The following is a 20,801-nucleotide window of genomic DNA, read 5'->3' as shown; positions in this document are numbered from 1 at the left end:
GCGTTTCAGCATCAACCAGATGACCGTGAAGCAGCTGTCGATGCCCGAACTGGTCGACGCCTGCCTTGAGTTGGGTGTCCCGGGCGTCGGCCTGTGGCGCGAGCCCGTCCAGTCGTACGGCGTCGAGGCCACCGCGAAGCTGATCGGCGACGCGGGCCTGAGCGTCACCACCCTGTGCCGCGGCGGCTTCTTCACGGCGATCGACCCCGCCGAGCGCGCCCGCGCCCTGGACGACAACCGGGCGGCGATCGACGAGGCCGCGACGCTCGGCACGGACACCCTCGTCCTGGTCTCGGGCGGGCTGCCCGCCGGGTCGAAGGACCTGCACGGCGCGCGCGAGCGGATCGCCGACGCGCTGGGCGAGTTGGGCCCGTACGCGGCGCAGAGGGGCGTACGCCTGGCCATCGAACCGCTGCACCCGATGTACGCCGCCGACCGCTGCGTCGTGTCGACCCTCGCCCAGGCCCTGGACCTCGCGGAACGCTTCCCCGCGGACCAGGTGGGCGTCGCCGTCGACACGTACCACATCTGGTGGGACGACACGGCTCCCGCTCAGATCGCCCGCGCGGGCGCCGGCGGTCGCATCCACACCTTCCAACTCGCCGACTGGACCACCCCGTTGCCCGAGGGCGTCCTCAACGGACGCGGCCAGATCGGCGACGGTTCGATCGACATGCGCGAGTGGAAGGCGTATGTGGAGGCGGCCGGGTACGACGGGCCGATCGAGGTGGAACTCTTCAACGACGCGCTGTGGGCCCGGGACGGACGCGAGGTCCTCGCGGAGACGGCGGCCCGGTTCGTGGAGCACACGGCCTGACGACACGGCACCTGCTGCGCGGCGGATGACGTAACACGGGAACAGCCCCTGTCCCCTGGCCGGTCGCCCTAGACTTCCGGTCATGGAGGGGGCCAACCTGGCGATCGCACTCGTCGGCTTGATTGCCACGGTGGCGGGCACGTACTTCGGCTGGATCGGGGTGCGGGGGCAGATACGTCGGCGCCGCGGCGCCGGCCGCGATCCCGCGCCCTCGCCCGCTCCCCCGCCGCCGGATCCGGGGGTCCCCTACGACGTCTTCGTGTCCTACGCCGACGCCGAGGCCCGTGCGGCGGAGCTGCTGGCCGGTGACCTCGGGCGGGCGGGCGCGTCGGTGTTCCTGGTGCGGTGGGTCGCGCCCGGGCTGCTCCCGCGGCTGGAGGCCGAGAACGCGCTGGCGAGCACGGCGCTGGGTGTGCTGCTGTTCGGCGTCGCGACCATGGACGACCGGGGGATCAAGGACGAGTACGCGGCGTTGCTCCAGCGCGCGCACGAGGGCGGGCTGCGGTTCGTACCGGCACGAACCGCGGACGTCGAGCTCCCGCTGTTCGCCGCGATCCGGCAACCGGTGGATCTGCGAGAGCCCGGCAGCCCGCGCTACGACGCCGAAGTCGCCCGCCTGGTGGAGATCGTGGACCGGCAGCGGCGACGGACGGGCGCCTGATGGTGGTCGCCCGGCCGTGGCGGCTGCCGCGGAGCACGGAGGTGCGCGAGGTGCACCGGGGCCGCTGCGGGCGGACCGTGCTGGCGCGGCTCGACGGCGAGGCGGATGCGCCCGGCGATCTCGTGGCGGTGCGCTACGTACCGGCGGCCCTGCTGATCCACCGGCCCCGGGCGGACGCCTTCCATGCGGACCTCCGACGGCTGACCGGACTCGCAGCGCCCGAAGCGGTCGCGTTCCGCCACTATGTGCACGCACCCCGCTTCGCTTCCGCGTACGCCCGGTGGGCCGGGGCGGTCGGCGGCGCCCTGGTGAGCGACGCGGTCGAGGGCAGCACCCTGGCGCGGGTGCTGGAGCAGCACGGCACCCTGCCCGCGCCCGCCGCGCTGACGGTCTTCCGGCGGACGCTGCGGGCGCTGGCCGCCGCGCACGACCGGGGGCTGGCGCACGGCGACGTACGGCCCGGCAAGGTGCTGGTGCACAGCGACGGGACCACGACGCTGACCGGGCTGGGGCTGGCCGCACTGACCACCGGCGCCGCCCCCGGACTGCGCGCCCCGGAACTCTGGCGCGGCGCCGCGACCGCGACGCCCGAGGCGGACGTGTACGCGGCCTGCTGCGTCCTGCACGTCTGCCTGACCGGCGAACTCCCCTTCACCGCGCCGCAGTTGTTCACCCTGATGGCCAGGCACAGCACGGCGCCCGTGCCGTCGACCGCGCTCCCCGAGCCGCTGCACGCGCTGTTCGCCGCCGGACTGGCCAAGGACCCGGCCCTGCGGCCACCCCCCGACGTGCTGTTGACAGGGCTGCGGCGGGCGGCGAAGAGGACACTCGGCCGGCACTGGGAGGAACGCGGCCGCGCGACCCTGGAAACACTCGCCGCACCCCTGGTGAAGGCCCTTCTCCCCGCACCCGGGTCGGCTCGCTGAGGGCCCTCCACACGAAGGTGTGCTGTTTGTGTGATGGACGGGCGGAAGCGGACCTTCCGCCCTTACCTTGGTCGCTCCCCGGAGGAGGTCCCAGCCGTTGAACGACGTCTTCGTCTCCTACGCGGCCGCCGACGCCGCCTGGGCCAGGACACTGGCCGAACACCTCGTCGGACACCGGCTGTCGGTGCACTTCGACCAGTGGAGCATCGAGCCGGGGCAGGTGGTGGTCCACGAGCAGGAGAGGGCCCTGCTCAGCTCCAGGAACGGGATCGCCGTGATCAGCCCGGCGTCCCTGCGCTCCGCGCCCGCGATGGACGAGTACGCGGCGCTGGCCACCGCGTCGGCCGCGAACGGTCTGCGCTTCGTACCGGTGCTGCTCGGGCACGTGCCCGCACCACCCTTCGCCGCCCACCGCGTCTGGCGGGACTTCAGCGACGCGAGGGGCCGGGCGTTCGCCGACAAGGTCGCCGAGCTCGCCGCCGTCATCGCGGGCCGGCCGCCCCCTGCCGGCGGCGCGCCCGATCCGGACAACACCCGGGCCGCGCACCCCGCTCCGCCCCGGCCGCTCACCCCACCGCGGAGACCCGCCTTCGTCGTCTGCTCCGCACCCGCGGACGCCGCGTTCGGCGGGCGGCTCGCCGAACAGTTGCGTACGGCGGGGCTGCCGGTCTGGTCGACGGACGATCTGCGGCCCGGGGACGCCCAGTTCTGGACGATCAGGCAGCAGCTGCGCCACGCCGTCGCCGTGGTCGTGGTGATGACCCCGCAGTCGCAGGACTCCGACGACGTCACCCGCATGATCCTGGAGGGCCAGGTGCACGGCCGGACCTTCGTCCCCGTCCTCCTCGACGGCGACGTCAACTACCACCTGGCCGCCACCTGGCACGTCGACGCCCGCGACGGCGCCCTGCTCGACGCCGCGGAACTGGACCTGCTGCGCGCCCTGCACCGGGACGTGACACGGGGCCGCCCGCCCCGCCTGCCCGAGCCCGGCGTCGGCTCCACCGCCCCCGTGGTGCGCATGACGCCCCCGGCCGCGCTGGAGCGGCTGCGCGCCCACCTCGCCGAGGACGAGTACGAGCACGCCGACCTGCTGACCACCCGGATCGTCCTGGAGACGGCCGGCCGGCTCACCGAGGGCTGGCTCGGCGAACGGCACGCGCGCGCACTGCCGTTGGACGTGCTGGCCGGCATCGACGCGCTGTGGACCGCCCGCTCCGAGGGCCGCCAGGGTTTCGGCCGCCAGCGCGCACTGGCCCCCGCGGACCGCGGCCGACGCGGCCCGCGCTTCGCCGAACTGGGCGCCGCGCTGGGCTGGCGCGACTCGGCCGATTCCCCCGTGCCCCGCCTCTACCGCGACTTCGTACAGCGCGCCGGGCCCGGCCGGCGCTCCGGGTTCTTCCCCACGCTGCGCGACCCGGGCCGCGAGAACGACCCCGACTGGTACGACCGTTGGAGTTCGACCGTGCCGGCGGTGCACGCACGGCTGCGAGAGTGGAGAAGCGACCCATGCTGCTGACCCTGTTCGTGTTGTTCGTCCTGCTCGGGGCCGCCACGTGGGCGGGCTGGTCGGGCCGCGTAGTGGTGCCCGCCGACCATGTCGGCATCGTCACCCGGCGGTTCGGCCCCGCGCACCCCGACTCCGCGTTCAAGGAGGTCAACCCGGACAACGCCCGCGGGGTCCACGCCCGCACGCTGCTCCCCGGCGGCTTCCACTGGCTCACCCCGGTGCTGCACTCGGTGGAGTACGTGCCCAGGGTGCGCGTGCCCGCGGGAATGGTCGGCCTGGTCTCGGCGAAGGAGGGCCACACCCGGACCGAGGGCCGGACGCTGGGCCGTCACATCGACTGCGACAACTTCCAGAACGGCCGGGCCTTCCTGCTCGGCGGCGGCGAGCAGGGCGTACAGGTGACGACCCTCAGCGGCGGGCAGTCGTACTACGTCAACACCCGGCTGTTCGACGTCGCGATGGTGCCGCGTGTCTACGTCCCTCCGGGCACGGTCGGCCTCGTCCAGGCGAAGGCGGGTGCCGTGCGCCCGCCCGACCGGCGGTTCGGCCGGCATGTCGAGTGCAACAGCTTCCAGAACGGTGAGGCGTTCCTGCTCGGCGGCGGCGAACAGGGCCGTCAGCTCGCCATCCTCGGCGGCGGGGCGTACTACGACATCAACCCCGAGCTGTTCGACGTGATCACGGTCGACAACGTGGCGGCCTCCCGCGACGGGCTGACCGAGGCCCACCTCCAGGAGGTCTCCATCGAGGAGGGGTGCACCGGGGTCGTCATCACGCTGGACGGGGCGGAGCCGCAGCAGGGTGCCACGGGCACGGTGGCACCGCGGGTGAACGGGCACAGCAGCTTCCGCCGGCCGTGGGAGTTCCTCAGGAACGGCGGGCAGCGGGGCGTCCAGGAGGAAACGCTGGGCGAGGGCACCAGCTATCCGCTCAACCCCTGGTTCGTCCGGGTGATCCGGATCCCCACCCGGGTGCTCATCCTCAAGTGGCACAACAAGCAGGACTCCGAGGCCGACAACTACGACGCGGACCTCGGGCAGATCACCGTCAGCGTCCAGGGCTTCGACCTGGACGTCGACCTCTCGCAGAACCTGCAGATTCCGCCCGCTGTGGCGCCGCGTCTGGTCAGCCAGTTCGGCGGCGTCCGCACCTCGGGTCTGGGCGGCCTCGTCGACGACCCGGCCCCGATGAAGCGGTTCGTCAGGGACGTCCTCGGGGTCACGGTCGCGGGCTACTTCGCCGAGATCGCCGTGACGGCCTCGGTACTGGAGTTCCTCGGCAGGTACCAGGACATCCGCAAGGACCTCACCGACAAGGTCAAGCACGCGCTGGAGGAGACCGGCGTACAGGTCCTGCGGACCAGTCTCGGCAGGTTCATCCCGAGGAACCCCGCCCTGCTCACCGCGTTCCAGGAGCAGTTCAAGGACGAGATGCGCGACGGCAGGCTCGAAGCGGGCGTACGGCACGCCGAACTGAGCGACAAGATCGACGCGTTGGAGGTACGGGCGGAGATCCGGCGCTTCGGCCTGGAGCTCAAGACCGAGGTGAAACTCCTGGGTCCGGAGAACGTCACGATGATCCGCATCGTCGGCGAGTTCGCCAAGTTCGACGTCCCCGAGTACATCAGCGGCGGCGGCGACATCTCGGCCTACCTCCAGACGCTCCCGCTCCCCGCCATGCAGGACCTTCTCGCCCGGGTCCACGACATGCGCCGCGCCCAGCAACTCGGCGTGGGACCGGACCGGCAGCAACTGACGAAGAGCGAGGAACACCAGGTCGAGCAGGACACCTCGACCACCGCGGGCGACACCGAGGGCTGAGGCCGGGCGAGCGGAGGCACACCCGGCCGGCCCCGACGTCACACCGCGCGGGCCAGGAAGCCGGCCACCCGCTCCTCCAGCCGCTCCCGGCACTGCGGCCACTCCTCCTGCGTGATCGAGAAGATCGCGGAGTCACGGAGGCGGCCGTCCTCGCCCGGTGCCCAGGAGCGGGACCAGTTCCTCAGTACGCCCTCGAAGCGGGCGCCCGTGCTCAGGATGGCGGCGCGGGAGCGGGCGTTGCGGGCGTCGGTCTTCAGGTCGACCCGCGAGACGTTCCACTCCTCGAAGGCGTGGCGGAAGAGGAGGAGCTTGGCTTCGGCGTTCAGGCCGGTCCCCTGGGCCGACCCGGCGAGCCAGGTGAACCCGACCTCGATGGCGTCGAGTCGGTCGTCCGACAGCCAGGAGCGCGGCTCCCAGAAGGACGTGGCACCGATCGCCCGGCCCGAGGCGAGGGACACCTGGGCGTACGGAGCCAGCTTCCCGGCCGCCGCCCGGGCGAGCTGCGCGTCGATGTAACCGCCGACCTCGTCCACCCTCGGCACCCAGGTGAACGCGTACGTGTCGCGGTCCTCCTCCGCCGCCAGGGCCAGGTCGGCCGCGTGGCGGTGGTCGAGCGGCTCCAGGCGCACGAGCGCGCCCTCCAGAACCGGCCCCTCCAGCTTGAAACTCACTGTCCGATGTCCCTTCGCAGCTCCGCGAACGCCTCGTGGAAACCCGGGAAAGTCTTCCGTACGCAGCCGGGGTCGTCGAACGAAATACCGGGCGTCCGCAGGCCGGTGACCGCGAAGGACATGACGATGCGGTGGTCGCCGTAGGTCTTGATCTCCGCACCCGCCGGGAGGGCGGCGCCCGGGCGGATCTCGATCCAGTCGGGGCCCGTCGCCACCTCGACGCCCAGCCGGCGGAGGTTCTGCGCGCAGGCCTCCAGGCGGTCGCACTCCTTCACGCGTGTGTTGGCGACGTCCTCGATGCGGACCGGGCCGTCGGCGAAGGGGGCGATCGCCGCGATGGTCGGCATGGTGTCCGAGATGTCCCGCATGTTGACCGTGACGCCGCGCAGCCCGCCCGTTCCCGCCACCGTCGTGCGGTCGGCGCCGATCTCCACCCGCGCGCCCATGCGGCGCAGTACGTCGACGAAGCCCAGGTCGCCCTGGAGAGCGCCGGTGCCGAGGCCCGGGACGGTGACCTCACCGCCGGTCAGCGCGGCCGCGGCGAAGAAGTAGCTCGCGGTGGAGGCGTCCGGTTCGACCGCGTACGTCGTGGCCGTGTAGCCGCCGGGGGCGACGAGGTAGGTGGCTCCGTCGCGGCGTACGTCCGCGCCGAAGGTCCGCATCATCGCGAGGGTGATCTCGACGTACGGCTGCGACACGAGGTCGGTCACCGTGATCCGCAGGCCCTTCCGCGTCAGCGGCCCGAGCAGCAGCAGCGCCGTCAGGTACTGGGAGGACTGGCCCGCGTCCAGGACCACGTCGCCGCCCTCGACGCCCGCCGCCTCGATGCGGAGCGGATGGTGGCCCTCCGCCTCCTCGTGCCGCAGGTCCACGCCCAGGTCGCGCAGGGCCCGGGTGAGCGGGAGCAGGGGGCGGCGGCGCATCTGGGCGGAGGCGTCGAAGCGGTAGCTGCCGTGGCCGGCGGCGGCGAGGGCCGGCAGGAATCGGGCGGTGGTGGCGCCGTCACGGCAGTAGACCTCCGCGTCCGTCACGGCGGGGCCCTGCGGTCGGCCGTCGATCTGCCAGGCGTCCGGGGTGCGGCCGACGCGGTAGCCGAGCGTGCGCAGGCCCTCGGCGAACCCTTCCGAGTCGTCGGAGCGGAGGGGACGGGTCAGGGTGGTGACCCCGTCGGCCGCCGCGGCGAGGAAGAGGGCGCGGGCGGTGATGGACTTGGAACCCGGAATGTCGACTACGGCCATGCGGTCATGCTGGCTCGCTGAACTGCTCCTTCGCTGGAGCGTCCGCCCAGTGGACGCGGGCGGGACGGAGCCCGGGCGTCCTCCGGTGCTCGCGGGCGGGCGGAGCCCGGGTGTCCTCCGGTGCGCGCGGCCGAGCGGCCCAGGAGCCCCCTGCGTCGCCCCCGCCCCAACTTCCGGAGTTGCCCCGAATCCGGGAACCCGGACCCGTACCCCTTCGTCCAACCAGCATGCTGTCGGATGAGTCTGCGCAGTGCGGTGTCGGCTTCGCTGCTGGCTGCGATCGCTGACCTACCCTCTCCGCCGCCTGCGGCCGGCAGCACGCCGTCACCGGCGCGCCCCCCTCCAACAGCGCCGGTGACGGCCCCTTCCCACGTTTTCGCGTGTTCCTGTGCACACTCTTGACTGGCAGAAACTTCCCGGATATTCGTGACTCCTCGGAAGTTTCCTTCATAGCCGTTCATCGCCGTTCATGCAGTCCTCCGGAAGGAGCGCACGTGCACGAGAGCAGCACGGGAAGCACCGCAAGTCCCTCCAGACGTACCCTTCTCGCCGCCACCGCGGGGGTCACGGCCGCCCTGGCCGTGAGCACGACCCCGGCGGCCCACGCCGCCGAGCCCCACCCCGCCGAACCCCGCGACGACACCGCCCTGCGCGCCCTCATCTCCCGTATGACCCTGGAAGAGAAGGTCGGCCAGCTCTTCGTGATGCGCGTCTACGGCCACTCGGCCACCGCGCCGGACCAGGCCGACATCGACGCGAACCTCAGCGAGATCGGAGTCAGGACGGCGGCCGAGCTGGTCGCCAAGTACCGCGTCGGCGGGATCATCTACTTCACCTGGGCGCACAACACGCGCACCCCGCACCAGATCGCGGACCTGTCCAACGGCATCCAGAAGGCGTCCCTGGACCTGCCCCGCGGTCTGCCGGTGCTCATCTCCACCGACCAGGAGCACGGGATAGTCGCGCGCGTGGGAAAGCCCGCCACGCTGTTCCCCGGCGCGATGGCCGTCGGCGCGGGCGGCTCCCGCTCCGCCGCCCACGCGCTCGGCCGTATCTCCGGGGTCGAACTGCGCGCGATCGGCATCCGGCAGGACTACTCCCCGGTCGCCGACGTGAACGTCAACCCGGCGAACCCGGTCATCGGCGTCCGCTCCTTCGGCGCCGACCCGGACGCGGTGGCCGGGCTGGTGGCAGCGGAGGTGAAGGGGTATCAGGAGTCCGGGGTGGCGGCCACCGCCAAGCACTTCCCGGGGCACGGGGACACCGCCGTCGACAGCCACTTCGGTTTCCCGGTCATCACGCACAGCCGGGAGGTGTGGCAGAGCCTCGACGCGGTGCCGTTCCGGGCGGCCGTCCGCGCGGGCATCGACTCGATCATGACCGCGCACATCATGGTCCCGGCCCTCGACGACTCCGGCGACCCGGCGACCCTCTCGCACCCGATCCTCACCGGCATCCTGCGCGGCGAGCTCGGCTACGACGGGGTCGTGGTGACGGACTCCCTCGGCATGGAGGGCGTACGCCAGAAGTACGGCGACGACCGCGTGCCCGTCCTCGCGCTGAAGGCCGGCGTCGACCAGCTCCTCAACCCGCCGTCCCTGGACATCGCCTGGAACGCAGTGCTGAACGCGGTCCGCGGCGGTGAGCTGACCGAGGCCCGGCTCGACGAGTCGATCCTGCGTGTCCTGCGGCTGAAGGCGAAGCTGAACCTGCTCGACGACCCTTACGTCAGCGCGCGCGGCGTCGACCGCAAGGTCGGCACCGCGGCGCACCGCAAGGCGGCCGACGCGATCGCCGACGGCACCACCACGCTCCTGCTCAACCACGGGCACTTGCTGCCGCTCTCCCGTCGTACGCACAGGAACGTGCTGGTCGTGGGAGCCGATCCGGCCTCCCCCTCCGGCACGGACGGACCGCCGACGACCGTGCTCGCCGCCGCCCTCACCGAGGTGGGCTTCGCGGCGAGTGCCCTGTCCACCGGCACGGCACCCTCGGCGGCGACGATCGCGCGTGCGGTGACGGCGGCGCGGGACGCGGACGCGGTGGTCGTCGCGACGTACAACGTGACGGCGAGCAGTTCCCAGAAGTCCCTGGTCACCCAGCTGGTCGCGACCGGCGTCCCGGTCGTCGCCGTCGCCGTCCGCAACCCGTACGACGTGGCCCAGCTCCAGGACGTGGGAGCCTTCCTGGCGTCCTACTCCTGGACGGACGTCGAACTGCGTGCGGCGGCCCGGGTGATCGCGGGCAGGGTGGCGCCCGGAGGCAGACTGCCGGTGGCGGTGCAGCGGGCGGACGATCCGGCGCAGGTGCTGTATCCGATCGGGTACGGCCTGTCGTACTAGCGGCGCAGGGGCCGGAGACGTACGAGGGGTACGCCGTGCCCCCCGTACGCCCCACCCAAGAGACGCAAAGCCCCCCGCACGTCTGGCGTGGGCCCGCGGTGGCGGGTCACGCTGGGCGGAGGTACCGGGGGGATGGTCATGTCAGCCACGCGAGTCATGTGCGTCATGCGTGCCGTGCCGGGCGCGCTGGTGGCGCTCGCGCTGGTCGCGGTGGCCCTCACCGGCTGCCAGAGCGGCTCCGGTTCGGGGGACGGCAGACTCGACGGCAAGGAGTCCACAGCGACGCGTCCGAGCGGCTACGGGACCGTGTTCCTCGACGTCAGGGAGTGCAGCTCCTTCGGGAAGACGAGTTTCACCGAGGTGCCGTGCACCAGCGAGCGCGCGGCTGCCCGGGTCGTCGCCCGCTACGACGGCGAGGTCGCCCAGGGCCCGTCCTGCCCGCCCACCACCGACTTCGTGCTGCACATCAGCGAGACGAGACCGTCGTCCGACGAGGACGGCGACGGCGCGGTCCCGCAGGGCTACGCCTGTATGCGCAACCTCGAACCCCCGCACCCCGGCGACCCGGGCGGCGGCGGAGGCCCCCGCACGATCGTCGGCGACTGCGTCTACGGCGCGGGCCGCGGGCAGGTCCGCGAGACGGCGTGCGACGGCTCGGGCCGCAAGCCGCCCGAGTACAAGGTGACCTCCGCGGTCACCGCCCGCTCCCGGTGCCCGGCCTCCACCGCGCTCTACGTCCAGCTCGGCGGCACCGAGCCGGTGGGCTGCGCCCGCCCGGTGTAGTCAACGGACGGGCGCAGCAACGCGGTTGGTGCTACGGCCGCAGCGCGGGCTCGCGCTCCACGTCGTGCCGGTCCAGCTTCGCGTCGTACTTCGCCAGCGGCCTGGCCGCCGACGGGTTCGCCTGGACCGTGGCGGAGGCGACGCCCGCCCACTCCAGGATGCGGGCGGTGGCGAGCGCCTTCTCGTCGTCGACGAGTCCGGCGACGCGGGCGCCGTGGTTGGAGCCCGGCGCGGTGAAGACGTACGCGTCGTGCGCGCCCGCCCCGAACCGGAAGCGCTCGGCGCCCCACGGGTCGTTCTGGCCGTACACGTAGAGCATGTGGTCGGCGTGGTGGCGGACCCAGGTGTCGACGTCACGCATCACCCACGGCTGGAACTTCGTCGGGATGGAGCGCGGGACGAAGTTGCGCGGCGGCTGGTAGCCGTAGCGGATGTACTTCTTCTCGATGTGCGGGAAGTGGATCGTGGGCGCTCCGAGCTGTGTGGCCGCCTGGTAGTAGTACGGCGTGTAGTCGGCGAGGCCCTGGTCGGTGTAGGCGGAGAACCCGGAGATCGTGTCGACGGAGTCCCAGATCGCGTCGTCCGTGGCGTGCGCGGCGTCGGCCGGGATCGTGTCGCAGTCGGAGAGCAGGCTGTACTGCCAAAAGCCCCACACGTAGTCGAGGACGACGGCCTCGTACGCCTTGTCGAGGCTGCCGGTCGTGGTGAAGGTGTAGCCGTTGTCGGCGGCGTACGCCGCGTACTTCTTCTCCAGCGGCGCACGTCGCACGAGGGCCTCGCGCTGGACGGCGTTCAGCTTGTCGCGGCACTCCTTGGTGCCCACGTGTCCGAAGAAGCGGTCGTAGGCGGAGTCCTCGTTGTTCACCACGTCGTTGGGGGCGACGTACGCGACGACGCCGTCCATGTCGCGCGGGTGGAAGCGCTCGTAGTAGGTGGCGGTCATGCCGCCCTTCGAGCCGCCGGTGGACAGCCACTTCTGGCCATAGATCGGCTTGAGGGCCTTGAAGATACGGTGCTGGTCGCTCGCCGCCTGCCAGATGTCGAGCTTGGTCCAGTCGGCCGGCTCGGGCCGGGACGGAGTGAAGAAGCGGTACTCCATCGAGATCTGGTTGCCGTCCACGATCTGGGTCGGCTCGCGGCGGCTGGGTGTCGTGGAGACGCTGTAGCCGCCGGTGTAGAAGACCGTCGGGCGGGAGGTGTCCTTGTGCAGCACGGTGATGCGCTGCTGGAACGTACCGGCGGACGGGTGCCGGTGGTCGACCGGCTGGGTGTAGTTGAGGACGAAGAAGCGGTAGCCGGTGTACGGCTTCTCCTCGATCAGGCTCATGCCCGGTATCGCGAGGAGCCGGTCCTTGATGTCGGTGTCGGCCGAGGCCGCGGTACCCGTGGCCTCCGGCTGGGCGGCGGTGGCCGCCCCGGCCGTGCTCAGCGTGCCTATGAGCACCGTGAGCGCGAGCAGCCATCTGAGCGCCTTGCGCATGCACACTCCCCTGGGTTTACGCAGATGTCCGCCGGAACCTAGCGGAGCAACCGGCGTGACACCAGAGGAGTTTGGGTAAACCCTGTGAGAGAGCTGAGCGCCCCCTAGCAGAGAATCCAGCCCGAGCTGACCTTGCTCGACCCGACCGCGCCCTTGATCCACACGCAGCGGTGTCCGGCGTGCACGGTGATCGGGCCGGCGTGATGGAGGAAGCGCCCCGCGTTCACGACCGGGCGGTTGCCGCGGGCCTGCACGCTGACGGACATCCACTTCCGGGCGCCCCCCGACTTGGGGAAGGTCACGGCGCAGACGTATCCGCGGTTCTTGTAGACCTGCACGGAGCCGGAGGCGAAGGTCAGCGTACGGACCTTGTGCCCCGAGCAGTACGAGGCCGCGTGCGCGCTGCCCGGCATCGCGAGCGTGAGCAGCCCGGAGGCGGCGAGCACGGCCATGCCGAGCGCCACCCGTCGCCGTATCGCACCACTGTCCACTGTCGTCCCTCCCGCTGCAGTCAGCGTACTGATGTACGGACGCCGGACGTACATCGGATGGTTGCGTCGGGGGGACGCGGAAGTTTTTCCGGATTTGGGGCAACCTTGCCGGTTTACCCGTTGTCCAACGGGTCGGAAACGGAAAGGTGGTAGCCCATGTCCCGCATGGTTCGCTCACGCATGGTTCCCTCACGTACGGCCGGCCGCGTGCTCGTCGCCGCGGCGCTGCTCACCGCGGCCGGGGCCTCGGTGCCCGCCGTCGCCGGCACCGCTTCTCCGCCGCCGGCGCGCAGCGGCAGCAACGGCCCGGCGTACGACCGCGTCGCCAACTTCTACGGCGCCTACATCGACGCGGTGAACGACGAGGGGTCCGGCCGCTTCAGCACGCAGCTGCGCAGCTTCTACCTGACCTCGAACCTGCGCTCGCGCCTCGCCTCCTGGGAGAAGCACGAGCACGCCGACGGCGTCCTGCGCGCCCAGGACGTGCCGCGCGCCTGGAAGGTGACAGCGGGCGACAGCGGCATGGGGCACACCTGGTCGACGGTCCGGCTGACCTGGGGCTCCGCCCAGCACCCGACGTACAGCTATCTGACGGTGCAGTCGGATCTCGCGACGCAGAAGATCTCCGACATCAAGCAGAAGAGCTGACGCCGGCCCGCCTCACGCAGCAGCGGCCTCGGCCTCGCCGACAAACGTCCGCCACAACCCCGCGTACAGCCCGCCCGATGCCAGCAACTCCGCATGCGTACCGTCCTCCGCGACCCGCCCGCGATCCATGACCACGACGCGGTCCGCGCGGGCGGCCGTGGTCAGGCGGTGGGCGACGACCAGGGTGGTGCGGCGGCCGGCGATGCGGTCGGTGGCCTGGTTGACCAGGGCTTCGGTCGCGAGGTCGAGGGCTGCGGTGGCCTCGTCGAGCAGGAGGATGTCCGGGTCGACGAGTTCGGCGCGGGCCAGGGCGATCAACTGGCGTTGTCCGGCGGAGAGGTTGCGGCCGCGCTCGGCGACCTCGTGGAGGTAGCCGCCGTCGAGCGTGGCGATCATGTCGTGCGCGCCGACCGCGCGGGCCGCCGCCTCCACCTCGGCGTCACTCGCGTCGGGGCGGCCGTAGGCGATGGCGTCCCGGACGGTCCCCTGGAAGAGGTACGCCTCCTGGGGGACCACACCGAGCCGGTGACGGTAGGCGGTGAGGTCGAGCGAGCGCAGGTCCGTGCCGTCGACCGTCACCCGGCCGCCCGTCGGGTCGTAGAACCGCGCGACCAGCTTCACCAGCGTCGACTTGCCCGCGCCCGTCTCGCCGACGAAGGCGACGGTCTGCCCGGCCGGGATGGTCAACGCGACCTGGCTCAGGGCCTCTTCGTCACCGGCGTACGCGAAGTCGACGTCCTCGAAGGCGATCTCGCCGCGCAGGGACGGCACTTCAAGGGGCTCGGCGGTGGTCTTCGTCGACGTCGGCTCCTGGAGCAGCTCCTGGATCCGGCCCAGCGAGACGGTCGCCTGCTGGTAGCCGTCGAAGACCTGCGAGAGCTGCTGCACGGGGGCGAAGAACAGGTCGATGTAGAGGAGGTAGGCGACGAGCGCGCCCGTCGTCAGCGTGCCCGCGTCGACGCGGTGGGCGCCGACCATCAGCACGGCGGCCGCGGCCACCGACGACAGCAGCTGCACGAACGGGAAGTACACGGAGATCAGCCACTGCCCGCGGATACGGGCCTCACGGTAGCTCGCGCTGCCGTCCGTGAACCGCTGCCCGCTGGAGCCCTCGCGCCGGAACGCCTGGAGGATGCGCAGCCCGGACACCGACTCCTGGAGCTCGGCGTTGACCACCGCCACGCGCTCGCGGGCGAGTTCGTACGCCTTCACGCTCGCCCGGCGGAAGAAGAACGTGCCGATGACCAGCGGCGGCAGCGTCGCGAAGACGACCAGCGCCAGTTGCAGGTCGATCACCAGCAGGGCGCCCATGATGCCGAAGAAGGTGACGACGGAGACGAACGCGGTGACGAGACCGGTCTGCAGGAACGTCGACAGCGCGTCCACGTCCGTGGTCATCCGGGTCATGATGCGCCCGGTCAACTCCCGCTCGTAGTAGTCGAGTCCGAGGCGCTGGAGCTGCGCGAAGATCTTCAGGCGGAGTGCGTACAGCACCCGCTCGCCGGTACGGCCGGTCATCCGCGTCTCGCCGATCTGCGCCACCCACTGGACGAGCACCGCGACCAGACCGAGCGCGGCCGCGGCCCACACGGCGCCGAGCGCGAGCTGCGAGACACCCTTGTCGATGCCGTGCCGGATCAGGACGGGCAGCAGCAGGCCCATGCCCGCGTCCACGGCGACGAGCCCGAGGCTCACCAGGAGCGGCAGCCCGAAGCCGCGCAGCAGGCGCCTGAGGCCGTACGACTCCTCGGCTGTGACGGCACGTGCCTCGTCGATGCCGGGGACGTCGGTCGCCGGGGGCAACGCCTCGACCTGGGCGAGGAGTTCGGGTGTGGCGGGCATCCCGGCGAGCGCGATGTCCTTCGGCTCGCGGTCGCCGGTCCACAGCCGGGGCGTGACGCCCCGCTCGGCGTCGAACTCGGCGTCCAGCTCGTCCCGTACGGAGGTGTCCTCCGGCGGGCAGGCGGGCTGTTCGTGGCCGGGCGAGACGCCGCCCAGCTCATCGGGGTCGGTCAGCAGCCGGCGGTAGAGCGGGGAGCGCGCCTGGAGTTCGTCGTGGGTGCCGATGTCGGCGAGGCGACCGGCGTCGAGGACGGCGATGCGGTCGGCGAGGTTGAGGGTGGAGCGGCGGTGGGCGATGAGGAGGGTCGTGCGGCCCTCCATGACGTGCGTGAGCGCCTCGTGGATCTCGTGCTCGACACGGGCGTCGACGGCGGAGGTGGCGTCGTCGAGGACGAGCAGGCGCGGGTCGGTGAGGATGGCGCGGGCGAGCGCGACGCGCTGGCGCTGGCCGCCGGAGAGGGTGAGGCCGTGCTCGCCGACCTTGGTGTCGTAGCCCTCGGGCAGCTCGGCGATGAAACGGTCCGCCTGGGCGGCGCGGGCGGCGGTCTCGATCTCCTCCTGTGTGGCGTCCGGGCGGCCGTAGGCGATGTTGCTGCGCACGGTGTCCGAGAAGAGGAACGAGTCCTCGGGCACCAGCCCGATCGCGGCGCGCAGCGACTCCTGCGTCAGCTCGCGCACATCGTGGCCGCCGATGAGGACGGCGCCGTGCGTCACGTCGTAGAAGCGCGGCAGCAGGAGGGAGACCGTCGACTTGCCGGAGCCGGAGGAGCCGACGACGGCGAGGGTCTCGCCGGGGCGGATCTCGAAGGAGAGCCCGTCCAGGACCGGGCTGAGCTTCCCGGAGGCGTCCTCGTAGCCGAAGGACACGTCGTCGAACTCGACGGTCGCGGGAGCGTCGGCGGGCAGGGCCTTCGTGCCGTCCTTGATCGACGGCTCGGTGTCGATCAGTTCGAGGACCCGCTCGGCGCCGGCCCGGGCCTGCTGGCCGACGGTCAGCACCACGGCGAGCATCCGGACGGGTCCGACGAGCTGCGCGAGATACGAGGAGAACGCGACGAACGTGCCGAGTGTGATCTGGCCCTTCACCGCGAGCCAGCCGCCGAGCGCGAGCATCGCGACCTGGCCGAGCGCGGGGACGGCCTGGAGGGCCGGGGTGTACTTGGAGTTCAGCCGGATCGTGCGCAGCCGCCCCGCGAAGAGCCGGCGCCCCACCTCCCGCAGCTTCCCGGTCTCCTGGTCCTCCTGCCCGAAGCCCTTCACCACGCGTACGCCGCTGACGGCGCCGTCGACCACACCGGCGACGGCGGCGGCCTGCGCCTGCGCGTACCAGGTGGCGGGGTGCAGCTTGGAGCGGCTGCGCTTGGCGACGAACCAGATGGCGGGGGCGACGGCGAGCGCGACGAGGGTGAGCGGGAGGGACAGCGCGGCCATGATGCCGAGCGAGATCAGGAACAGCAGCAGGTTGCCGATGGTCATCGGCAGCATGAAGAGCAGGCCCTGGATCAGCTGGAGGTCGCTGGTGGCGCGGCCGACGACCTGCCCGGTGGAGAGCTCGTCCTGCCGCTGCCCGTCGAGCCGCGTGATCGTCCGGTACATCTCCGTGCGCAGGTCGTGCTGGACGTCGAGGGCGAGGCGGCCGCCGTAGTAGCGGCGGATGTAGGTGAGGACGTAGACGATGACGGCGGCGCCTATCAGGGCGCCCGCCCAGGGGGCCATGCTGCGGGTGTGGTCGCCGACGACGTCGTCGATGATCACCTTGGTGATCAGCGGGACCAGCGCCATGACGGCCATGCCGGCCAGCGACGAGCCGAGGGCCAGGACGACGTCCTTCGGATACCGCCACGCGTACCCGGCGAGCCGACGCGCCCAGCCCTGCCGCTCCCCCTGCTGCGCTGCCACGCCGGTACCTTCCGTAGATCCTTGTCCGCCGGAAGGCATCAACGCTCGGAGCAGCGGATTTCATCCCCCCGCAACAAAAGGCGCAAGAGAGGGGCCCCTGTGCGAGGCCCCTCCGTGAAGCGCCGGGGAAGCCCGGTGTGCGGCGTCAGCCGGCCGCGGGCACCGCCGGCATCGACTCCTTGGGCGTGTCCGTCGGCACGTACCGCTGGATGGTCGCGCTGTTCGTGGCCGTCGTGGGCACCAGGTCCTTGTGGATGGCCTTGGCCACGTTCTGGATGGTGGTGACGCCGTAGCTCATGGTGCTGTTGCCGTGGGTGAGCACGCTGATCATGTAGTCGTGGCCGCCGCCGTTGAAGGTGCCGAGGCTGTGCACCCGCCAGCCGTGCGTGGAGCGCTGCAGCCAGCCGTTCTTGACGTGCACGGTCACGGACGAGGGCGCCCCGGCCGGCGTGCCCCAGCGCTGCGAGGAGGTGACCTGGTTCATCAGCTTGAGGATGTACGCGCGGGAGTTGTCGCTCAGCACGGTGTTGCCGGCGGTGACGAGCTTGAGCAGCTTCTGCTCGTCGGTGACGTTGATCTGGGTCAGGCCCCAGTAGCCGTCCGCGCCCGGCACGGTCCTGGTCATCGCCGCGGCGGTGAGGAAGCCCTTGATCTTCGTCATGCCGAGCTGCCGCCACAGGGCCGAGGTGGCGTCGTTGTCCGACTGCGTGATCATGGCCTTGGCGAGCGTGGTCTCGCGGTCGGTCAGGTAGCGGTTGTGCTTCTTGGCGTCCCACAGCAGCGTGGCGAGGACCGTGACCTTGACGACGCTCGCGGAGTCGTACGTCGAGGTGGCGCGCAGGGTGCAGGTCGTCTTGGTCGTGCGGTCGTAGAGGCCGACCGCGACGGTGCCCGAGCGGTTCGCCAGCGCCGCGGTGATGTCCCTCTGCAGCTTGGTGGCCAGGCCGGCCTGCGCGGAAGTGCAGGTGACCGTGGGCGTAGGCGCGGCGGCAGCCGGTGCGGCGGCCACCGCGAACGGCACGATCACGCCGGCCCCGAGGCTCGCTGCGAGCACACGGGTACCCCGGGATATCCGGTGAGTCATGAAGGCTTCCCATCCCCTTGAAGCGATACGAACGCGCCCCCGGCACGTTCGTCTCTTTCGACTCGCAAGGATGACCGAAAGTTGTACGACGGTTCCCATCGGGTGCCGCCGGGCGCCGCCGGGTGCGGTCTCTTACCCGGTTCTCACCCACCCACAGCCCGTTCCCAGGCAGGGCACAGCACGTACCCATCGCCCGCGGGCACGGTGCACCGGTGACATCTGCCACCGACCCACACCCCCAGGCCTCCGTGACCCCCGACCTCCCGCCGCCGGCGGTGACCGAGGCGCCACCGGACAAGGCCCCCCGCTGGTCGCTGCCCGCCCTGATCGCGATCCTGGCGCTCGCGGCGGCGCTGTACTCCTGGAACCTGTCGGGCTCCGGCCTGAACACCTTCTACAGCTCCGCCGTGTTCAGCGGCACGCAGAGCTGGAAGGCCTGGTTCTTCGGCTCGATCGACGCGGGCAACTTCCTCACCGTCGACAAGCCGCCGCTCGCTCTCATGGTCATGGGCCTGTCGTGCCGGATCCTCGGCTTCGGCACCTGGCAGATGATGGCGCCCATGGTCGTCGCCGCGCTCGGCACGATCTGGATCCTGCACTCCTCGGTGAAGCGGGTCTTCGGGCACGCGGCGGCCACCGTGGCCGCGCTGGTCCTCGCACTGACCCCGATCACGGTCGCCATCAACCGCGACAACAACCCCGACACCCTGCTCCTGCTGCTGATGGTGGGCGGTGCGGCCCTCGGGCTGCGCGCCACGCGTGACGGCAGGCTGCTGCCGCTGCTCGGCTCGGCGGTCTGCTTCGGGCTCGCGTTCAACACGAAGATGCTCCAGGGCTACATCGCGCTGCCCGCCGTCTTCGCGGTCTACCTGTACGCCTCCCGCCTCCCCCTGGTGAAGCGGATCGTGAACCTGCTGCTCGCGGGCGTCGCGCTGGCCGTCTCCAGCTTCTGGTGGGCGACGGCCGTGTCGCTGGTGCCCGCCGACGACCGGCCCTACATCGGCGGCTCGGAGGACGGCAGCGCCTGGAACCTGATCATGGGCTACAACGGCCTCGGCCGGGTCCTGGGCGGTGAGGGCAACGGCGGGGGCGGCGGCGGAGGCGGCGGCTTCTCCGGGACCGCCGGCCTCGGCCGGATGTTCAACGACATCCTCGGCGGCCAGATCTCCTGGCTGATCCCCTTCGCGGGCATCGCGCTCGTCGGCGGACTGGTGCTGGCCGGCCGCGCCCCGCGCACGGACCTCACCCGCGCCGCACTCGTCCTGTGGGGCGGCTGGACACTGCTGCACTACCTGACCTTCGCGATGGCCGAAGGCACGATGCACCCCTACTACACGACCGCGCTCGCCCCCGGCATCGCGGCGCTGTGCGGAGCCGGCGGTGTCATGCTGCTGCGCGCCTTCCGCGCCGACAAGCGGTGGGCGTGGGTGCTCCCCCTCGCCCTGGCGGTCACCGGCATCTGGTCCGTGGTCCTGCTGCGCCGGTCCTCCGACTGGAACAGCTGGCTGTGGCCGACGATCGCGGTGGTCATGGCGTCGGCGATCGCGGGCCTGCTCGTCTTCCGCTCCGCGGGCTCCGGCACCCGGGCGCGGCTGCTCGCGGCCTCCGTGGCCGCCGCGGTCCTCGCGTCGGTCGCCGGTCCGGCCGCGTACGCGGCGTCTTCGGTCTCCGGGTCGGGCGGCGGCATGGGCGGTTCGAACCCGACCGCCGGGCCCACCACCGGCGGCGGCATGGGCGGTCCCGGCGGGGGCGGCGGCCGGGGCGGCTTCGGCGGCGGGAACGCCGGCGGACCCGGAAACGGCGAGGCGCCCGGCGGCAACCAGCAGGGCGGCCAGACGGGTTCGGCTCCCGGCGGCGGTGCGCCCTCCGGCGCCCCGGGTGGCGGGAACGGTTCGTTCCCCGGTGGCGGTCAGCAGGGCGGCGGCGAGACCGGTACGCCCCCGACCGGGACCGGCGGCGACGCGGGCACCGGCGGCCGGCCCGGCGGCATGGGCGGTGGCGGTGGCGGCGGTGTGGGCGGCGGCGCGAGCACCGAGCTGATCGCGTACCTGAAGAAGCACCGGGACGGAGCCAAGTGGCTGCTCGCGGTGTCCAATTCGCAGTCCGCCGCGCAGCTCGTCCTGGCGAGCAAGGAGCCCGTCATCTCCATGTGGGGCTTCACCGGCTCCGACAAGGCGATGACCGTCGCCAAGCTCAAGGAGCTGGTGAAGAAGGGCGAACTCCACTACATCCAGGTCGGCGGCTCGGGCATGGGCGGCGGCGGCATGGGCGGCGGCAACAGCGTCAGCTCGGCGGTCACGGCCTGGGTCAAGAAGCACGGCACGGCGGTGAAGGAGAGCGCGTACAGCGGCAGTACGACATCGAACTCGTCGTCCGCGTCCTCCGATTCGGCCTCGCAGAGCAGCCAGTCGACGATCTACCGCTTGGACGCGTCGGACGCCGGCTGACACAGCCGCCGCCGAACGGCCCTGCAGAACGGCCCCTGACCGACCGGTCAGGGGCCGTTCCGGCAGGTCAACTCGCGTAGACAAGGGGCAAATTGTCGGGCCAGGTCACCTGATCGACATGTTGAGTTTATTTACAGGGGCT

General features: G+C 71.9%; 15 protein-coding genes. 9 read left to right on the top strand and 6 right to left on the bottom strand.

Translation table 11 applies throughout. The annotated features are described in order from the left end of the window. Positions 1–19: 19 nt before the first annotated feature. The 5 genes from ACN6LB_RS07180 to ACN6LB_RS07160 all read left to right on the top strand — a co-directional run bounded on the left by ACN6LB_RS07180 (position 20) and on the right by ACN6LB_RS07160 (position 5,734). Positions 20–817 (top strand): sugar phosphate isomerase/epimerase family protein, encoded by a 798-nt coding sequence (locus ACN6LB_RS07180; RefSeq protein ID WP_445025102.1) that lies wholly within the window; start codon positions 20–22, stop codon positions 815–817. Between the two features lie 82 nt (positions 818–899). Continuing rightward, positions 900–1,478 carry a TIR domain-containing protein gene (locus tag ACN6LB_RS07175; RefSeq protein WP_356143290.1) on the top strand — a complete coding sequence of 193 codons (579 nt, stop codon included), beginning with the start codon at positions 900–902 and terminating at the stop codon, positions 1,476–1,478. After that, a complete protein-coding gene (locus ACN6LB_RS07170) occupies positions 1,478–2,404 on the top strand; it encodes a protein kinase domain-containing protein (protein ID WP_445025037.1) in 927 nt (308 codons plus the stop codon). The genes ACN6LB_RS07175 and ACN6LB_RS07170 overlap by 1 nt, the downstream gene beginning before the upstream one ends. A 97-nt stretch (positions 2,405–2,501) precedes the next feature. Next, complete coding sequence (locus tag ACN6LB_RS07165) at positions 2,502–3,923, top strand: TIR domain-containing protein (RefSeq protein WP_445025035.1); 1,422 nt, start codon at positions 2,502–2,504, stop codon at positions 3,921–3,923. Continuing rightward, positions 3,914–5,734 carry an SPFH domain-containing protein gene (locus ACN6LB_RS07160; protein WP_445025034.1) on the top strand — a complete coding sequence of 607 codons (1,821 nt, stop codon included), beginning with the start codon at positions 3,914–3,916 and terminating at the stop codon, positions 5,732–5,734. Before ACN6LB_RS07165 ends, ACN6LB_RS07160 begins: the two co-directional genes overlap by 10 nt. Positions 5,735–5,772: 38 nt before the next feature. Here the strand turns inward: ACN6LB_RS07160 and ACN6LB_RS07155 are convergent, their stop codons facing one another. Next, a complete protein-coding gene (locus ACN6LB_RS07155; protein ID WP_445025033.1) occupies positions 5,773–6,405 on the bottom strand; it encodes a GNAT family N-acetyltransferase in 633 nt (210 codons plus the stop codon). Beyond that, positions 6,402–7,643, bottom strand: a complete 1,242-nt coding sequence (aroA, locus tag ACN6LB_RS07150; RefSeq protein ID WP_445025032.1) for a 3-phosphoshikimate 1-carboxyvinyltransferase — start codon at positions 7,641–7,643, stop codon at positions 6,402–6,404. The genes ACN6LB_RS07155 and aroA overlap by 4 nt, the downstream gene beginning before the upstream one ends. A 494-nt stretch (positions 7,644–8,137) precedes the next feature. On the opposite strand from aroA, the gene ACN6LB_RS07145 reads away from it, so the two are divergent. Then, the gene (locus ACN6LB_RS07145) at positions 8,138–9,985 is read left to right on the top strand and encodes a glycoside hydrolase family 3 protein (RefSeq protein WP_445025031.1); all 1,848 of its coding nucleotides are present in this window, start codon (positions 8,138–8,140) and stop codon (positions 9,983–9,985) included. 138 nt (positions 9,986–10,123) lie between these two features. After that, positions 10,124–10,768: a hypothetical protein gene (locus tag ACN6LB_RS07140; protein WP_445025030.1), complete on the top strand. Its 645-nt coding sequence runs from the start codon at positions 10,124–10,126 to the stop codon at positions 10,766–10,768. A gap of 31 nt (positions 10,769–10,799) precedes the next feature. Here the strand turns inward: ACN6LB_RS07140 and ACN6LB_RS07135 are convergent, their stop codons facing one another. Both ACN6LB_RS07135 and ACN6LB_RS07130 read right to left on the bottom strand, forming a co-directional pair. Beyond that, positions 10,800–12,248: a S28 family serine protease gene (locus tag ACN6LB_RS07135; protein WP_445025029.1), complete on the bottom strand. Its 1,449-nt coding sequence runs from the start codon at positions 12,246–12,248 to the stop codon at positions 10,800–10,802. 104 nt (positions 12,249–12,352) lie between these two features. Further along, the gene (locus ACN6LB_RS07130; protein ID WP_445025028.1) at positions 12,353–12,739 is read right to left on the bottom strand and encodes a hypothetical protein; all 387 of its coding nucleotides are present in this window, start codon (positions 12,737–12,739) and stop codon (positions 12,353–12,355) included. A 156-nt stretch (positions 12,740–12,895) separates the two neighbouring features. Here ACN6LB_RS07130 and ACN6LB_RS07125 point away from each other — a divergent pair, with 156 nt between their 5' ends. Next, positions 12,896–13,387, top strand: a complete 492-nt coding sequence (locus ACN6LB_RS07125) for a hypothetical protein (RefSeq protein ID WP_356143311.1) — start codon at positions 12,896–12,898, stop codon at positions 13,385–13,387. A gap of 12 nt (positions 13,388–13,399) precedes the next feature. On the opposite strand, the gene ACN6LB_RS07120 is transcribed toward ACN6LB_RS07125, so the two are convergent. Together ACN6LB_RS07120 and ACN6LB_RS07115 are read right to left on the bottom strand one after the other, a co-directional pair. Continuing rightward, positions 13,400–17,128, bottom strand: coding sequence for an ABC transporter ATP-binding protein (locus tag ACN6LB_RS07120; protein WP_445025027.1), 3,729 nt, complete (start codon positions 17,126–17,128; stop codon positions 13,400–13,402). A 145-nt stretch (positions 17,129–17,273) separates the two neighbouring features. Further along, positions 17,274–18,212 carry a serine hydrolase gene (locus tag ACN6LB_RS07115; RefSeq protein WP_445025026.1) on the bottom strand — a complete coding sequence of 313 codons (939 nt, stop codon included), beginning with the start codon at positions 18,210–18,212 and terminating at the stop codon, positions 17,274–17,276. A gap of 212 nt (positions 18,213–18,424) precedes the next feature. Between ACN6LB_RS07115 and ACN6LB_RS07110 the strand changes: the two genes are divergently transcribed. Then, entirely contained in the window at positions 18,425–20,659 is a 2,235-nt protein-coding gene (locus tag ACN6LB_RS07110) for a mannosyltransferase YkcB-related protein (protein WP_445025025.1), read from the top strand. Positions 20,660–20,801: the final 142 nt, after the last annotated feature.

This window comes from Streptomyces sp. SAS_270 (assembly GCF_052543295.1).
Note: the sequence above shows the minus strand (reverse complement) of the source record. Positions and strands in the feature narration are given on the sequence as shown.

What these genes read in the sequence shown, in the direction of transcription:
- ACN6LB_RS07180 (WP_445025102.1), top strand. Translation starts at nt 20, where the DNA reads ATGACCGTGAAGCAGCTGTCGATGCCCGAACTGGTCGACGCCTGCCTT.
- ACN6LB_RS07175 (WP_356143290.1), top strand. Translation starts at nt 900, where the DNA reads ATGGAGGGGGCCAACCTGGCGATCGCACTCGTCGGCTTGATTGCCACG.
- ACN6LB_RS07170 (WP_445025037.1), top strand. Translation starts at nt 1,478, where the DNA reads ATGGTGGTCGCCCGGCCGTGGCGGCTGCCGCGGAGCACGGAGGTGCGC.
- ACN6LB_RS07160 (WP_445025034.1), top strand. Translation starts at nt 3,914, where the DNA reads ATGCTGCTGACCCTGTTCGTGTTGTTCGTCCTGCTCGGGGCCGCCACG.
- aroA (WP_445025032.1), bottom strand. Translation starts at nt 7,643, where the DNA reads ATGGCCGTAGTCGACATTCCGGGTTCCAAGTCCATCACCGCCCGCGCC.
- ACN6LB_RS07140 (WP_445025030.1), top strand. Translation starts at nt 10,124, where the DNA reads ATGTCAGCCACGCGAGTCATGTGCGTCATGCGTGCCGTGCCGGGCGCG.
- ACN6LB_RS07135 (WP_445025029.1), bottom strand. Translation starts at nt 12,248, where the DNA reads ATGCGCAAGGCGCTCAGATGGCTGCTCGCGCTCACGGTGCTCATAGGC.
- ACN6LB_RS07125 (WP_356143311.1), top strand. Translation starts at nt 12,896, where the DNA reads ATGTCCCGCATGGTTCGCTCACGCATGGTTCCCTCACGTACGGCCGGC.
- ACN6LB_RS07115 (WP_445025026.1), bottom strand. Translation starts at nt 18,212, where the DNA reads ATGACTCACCGGATATCCCGGGGTACCCGTGTGCTCGCAGCGAGCCTC.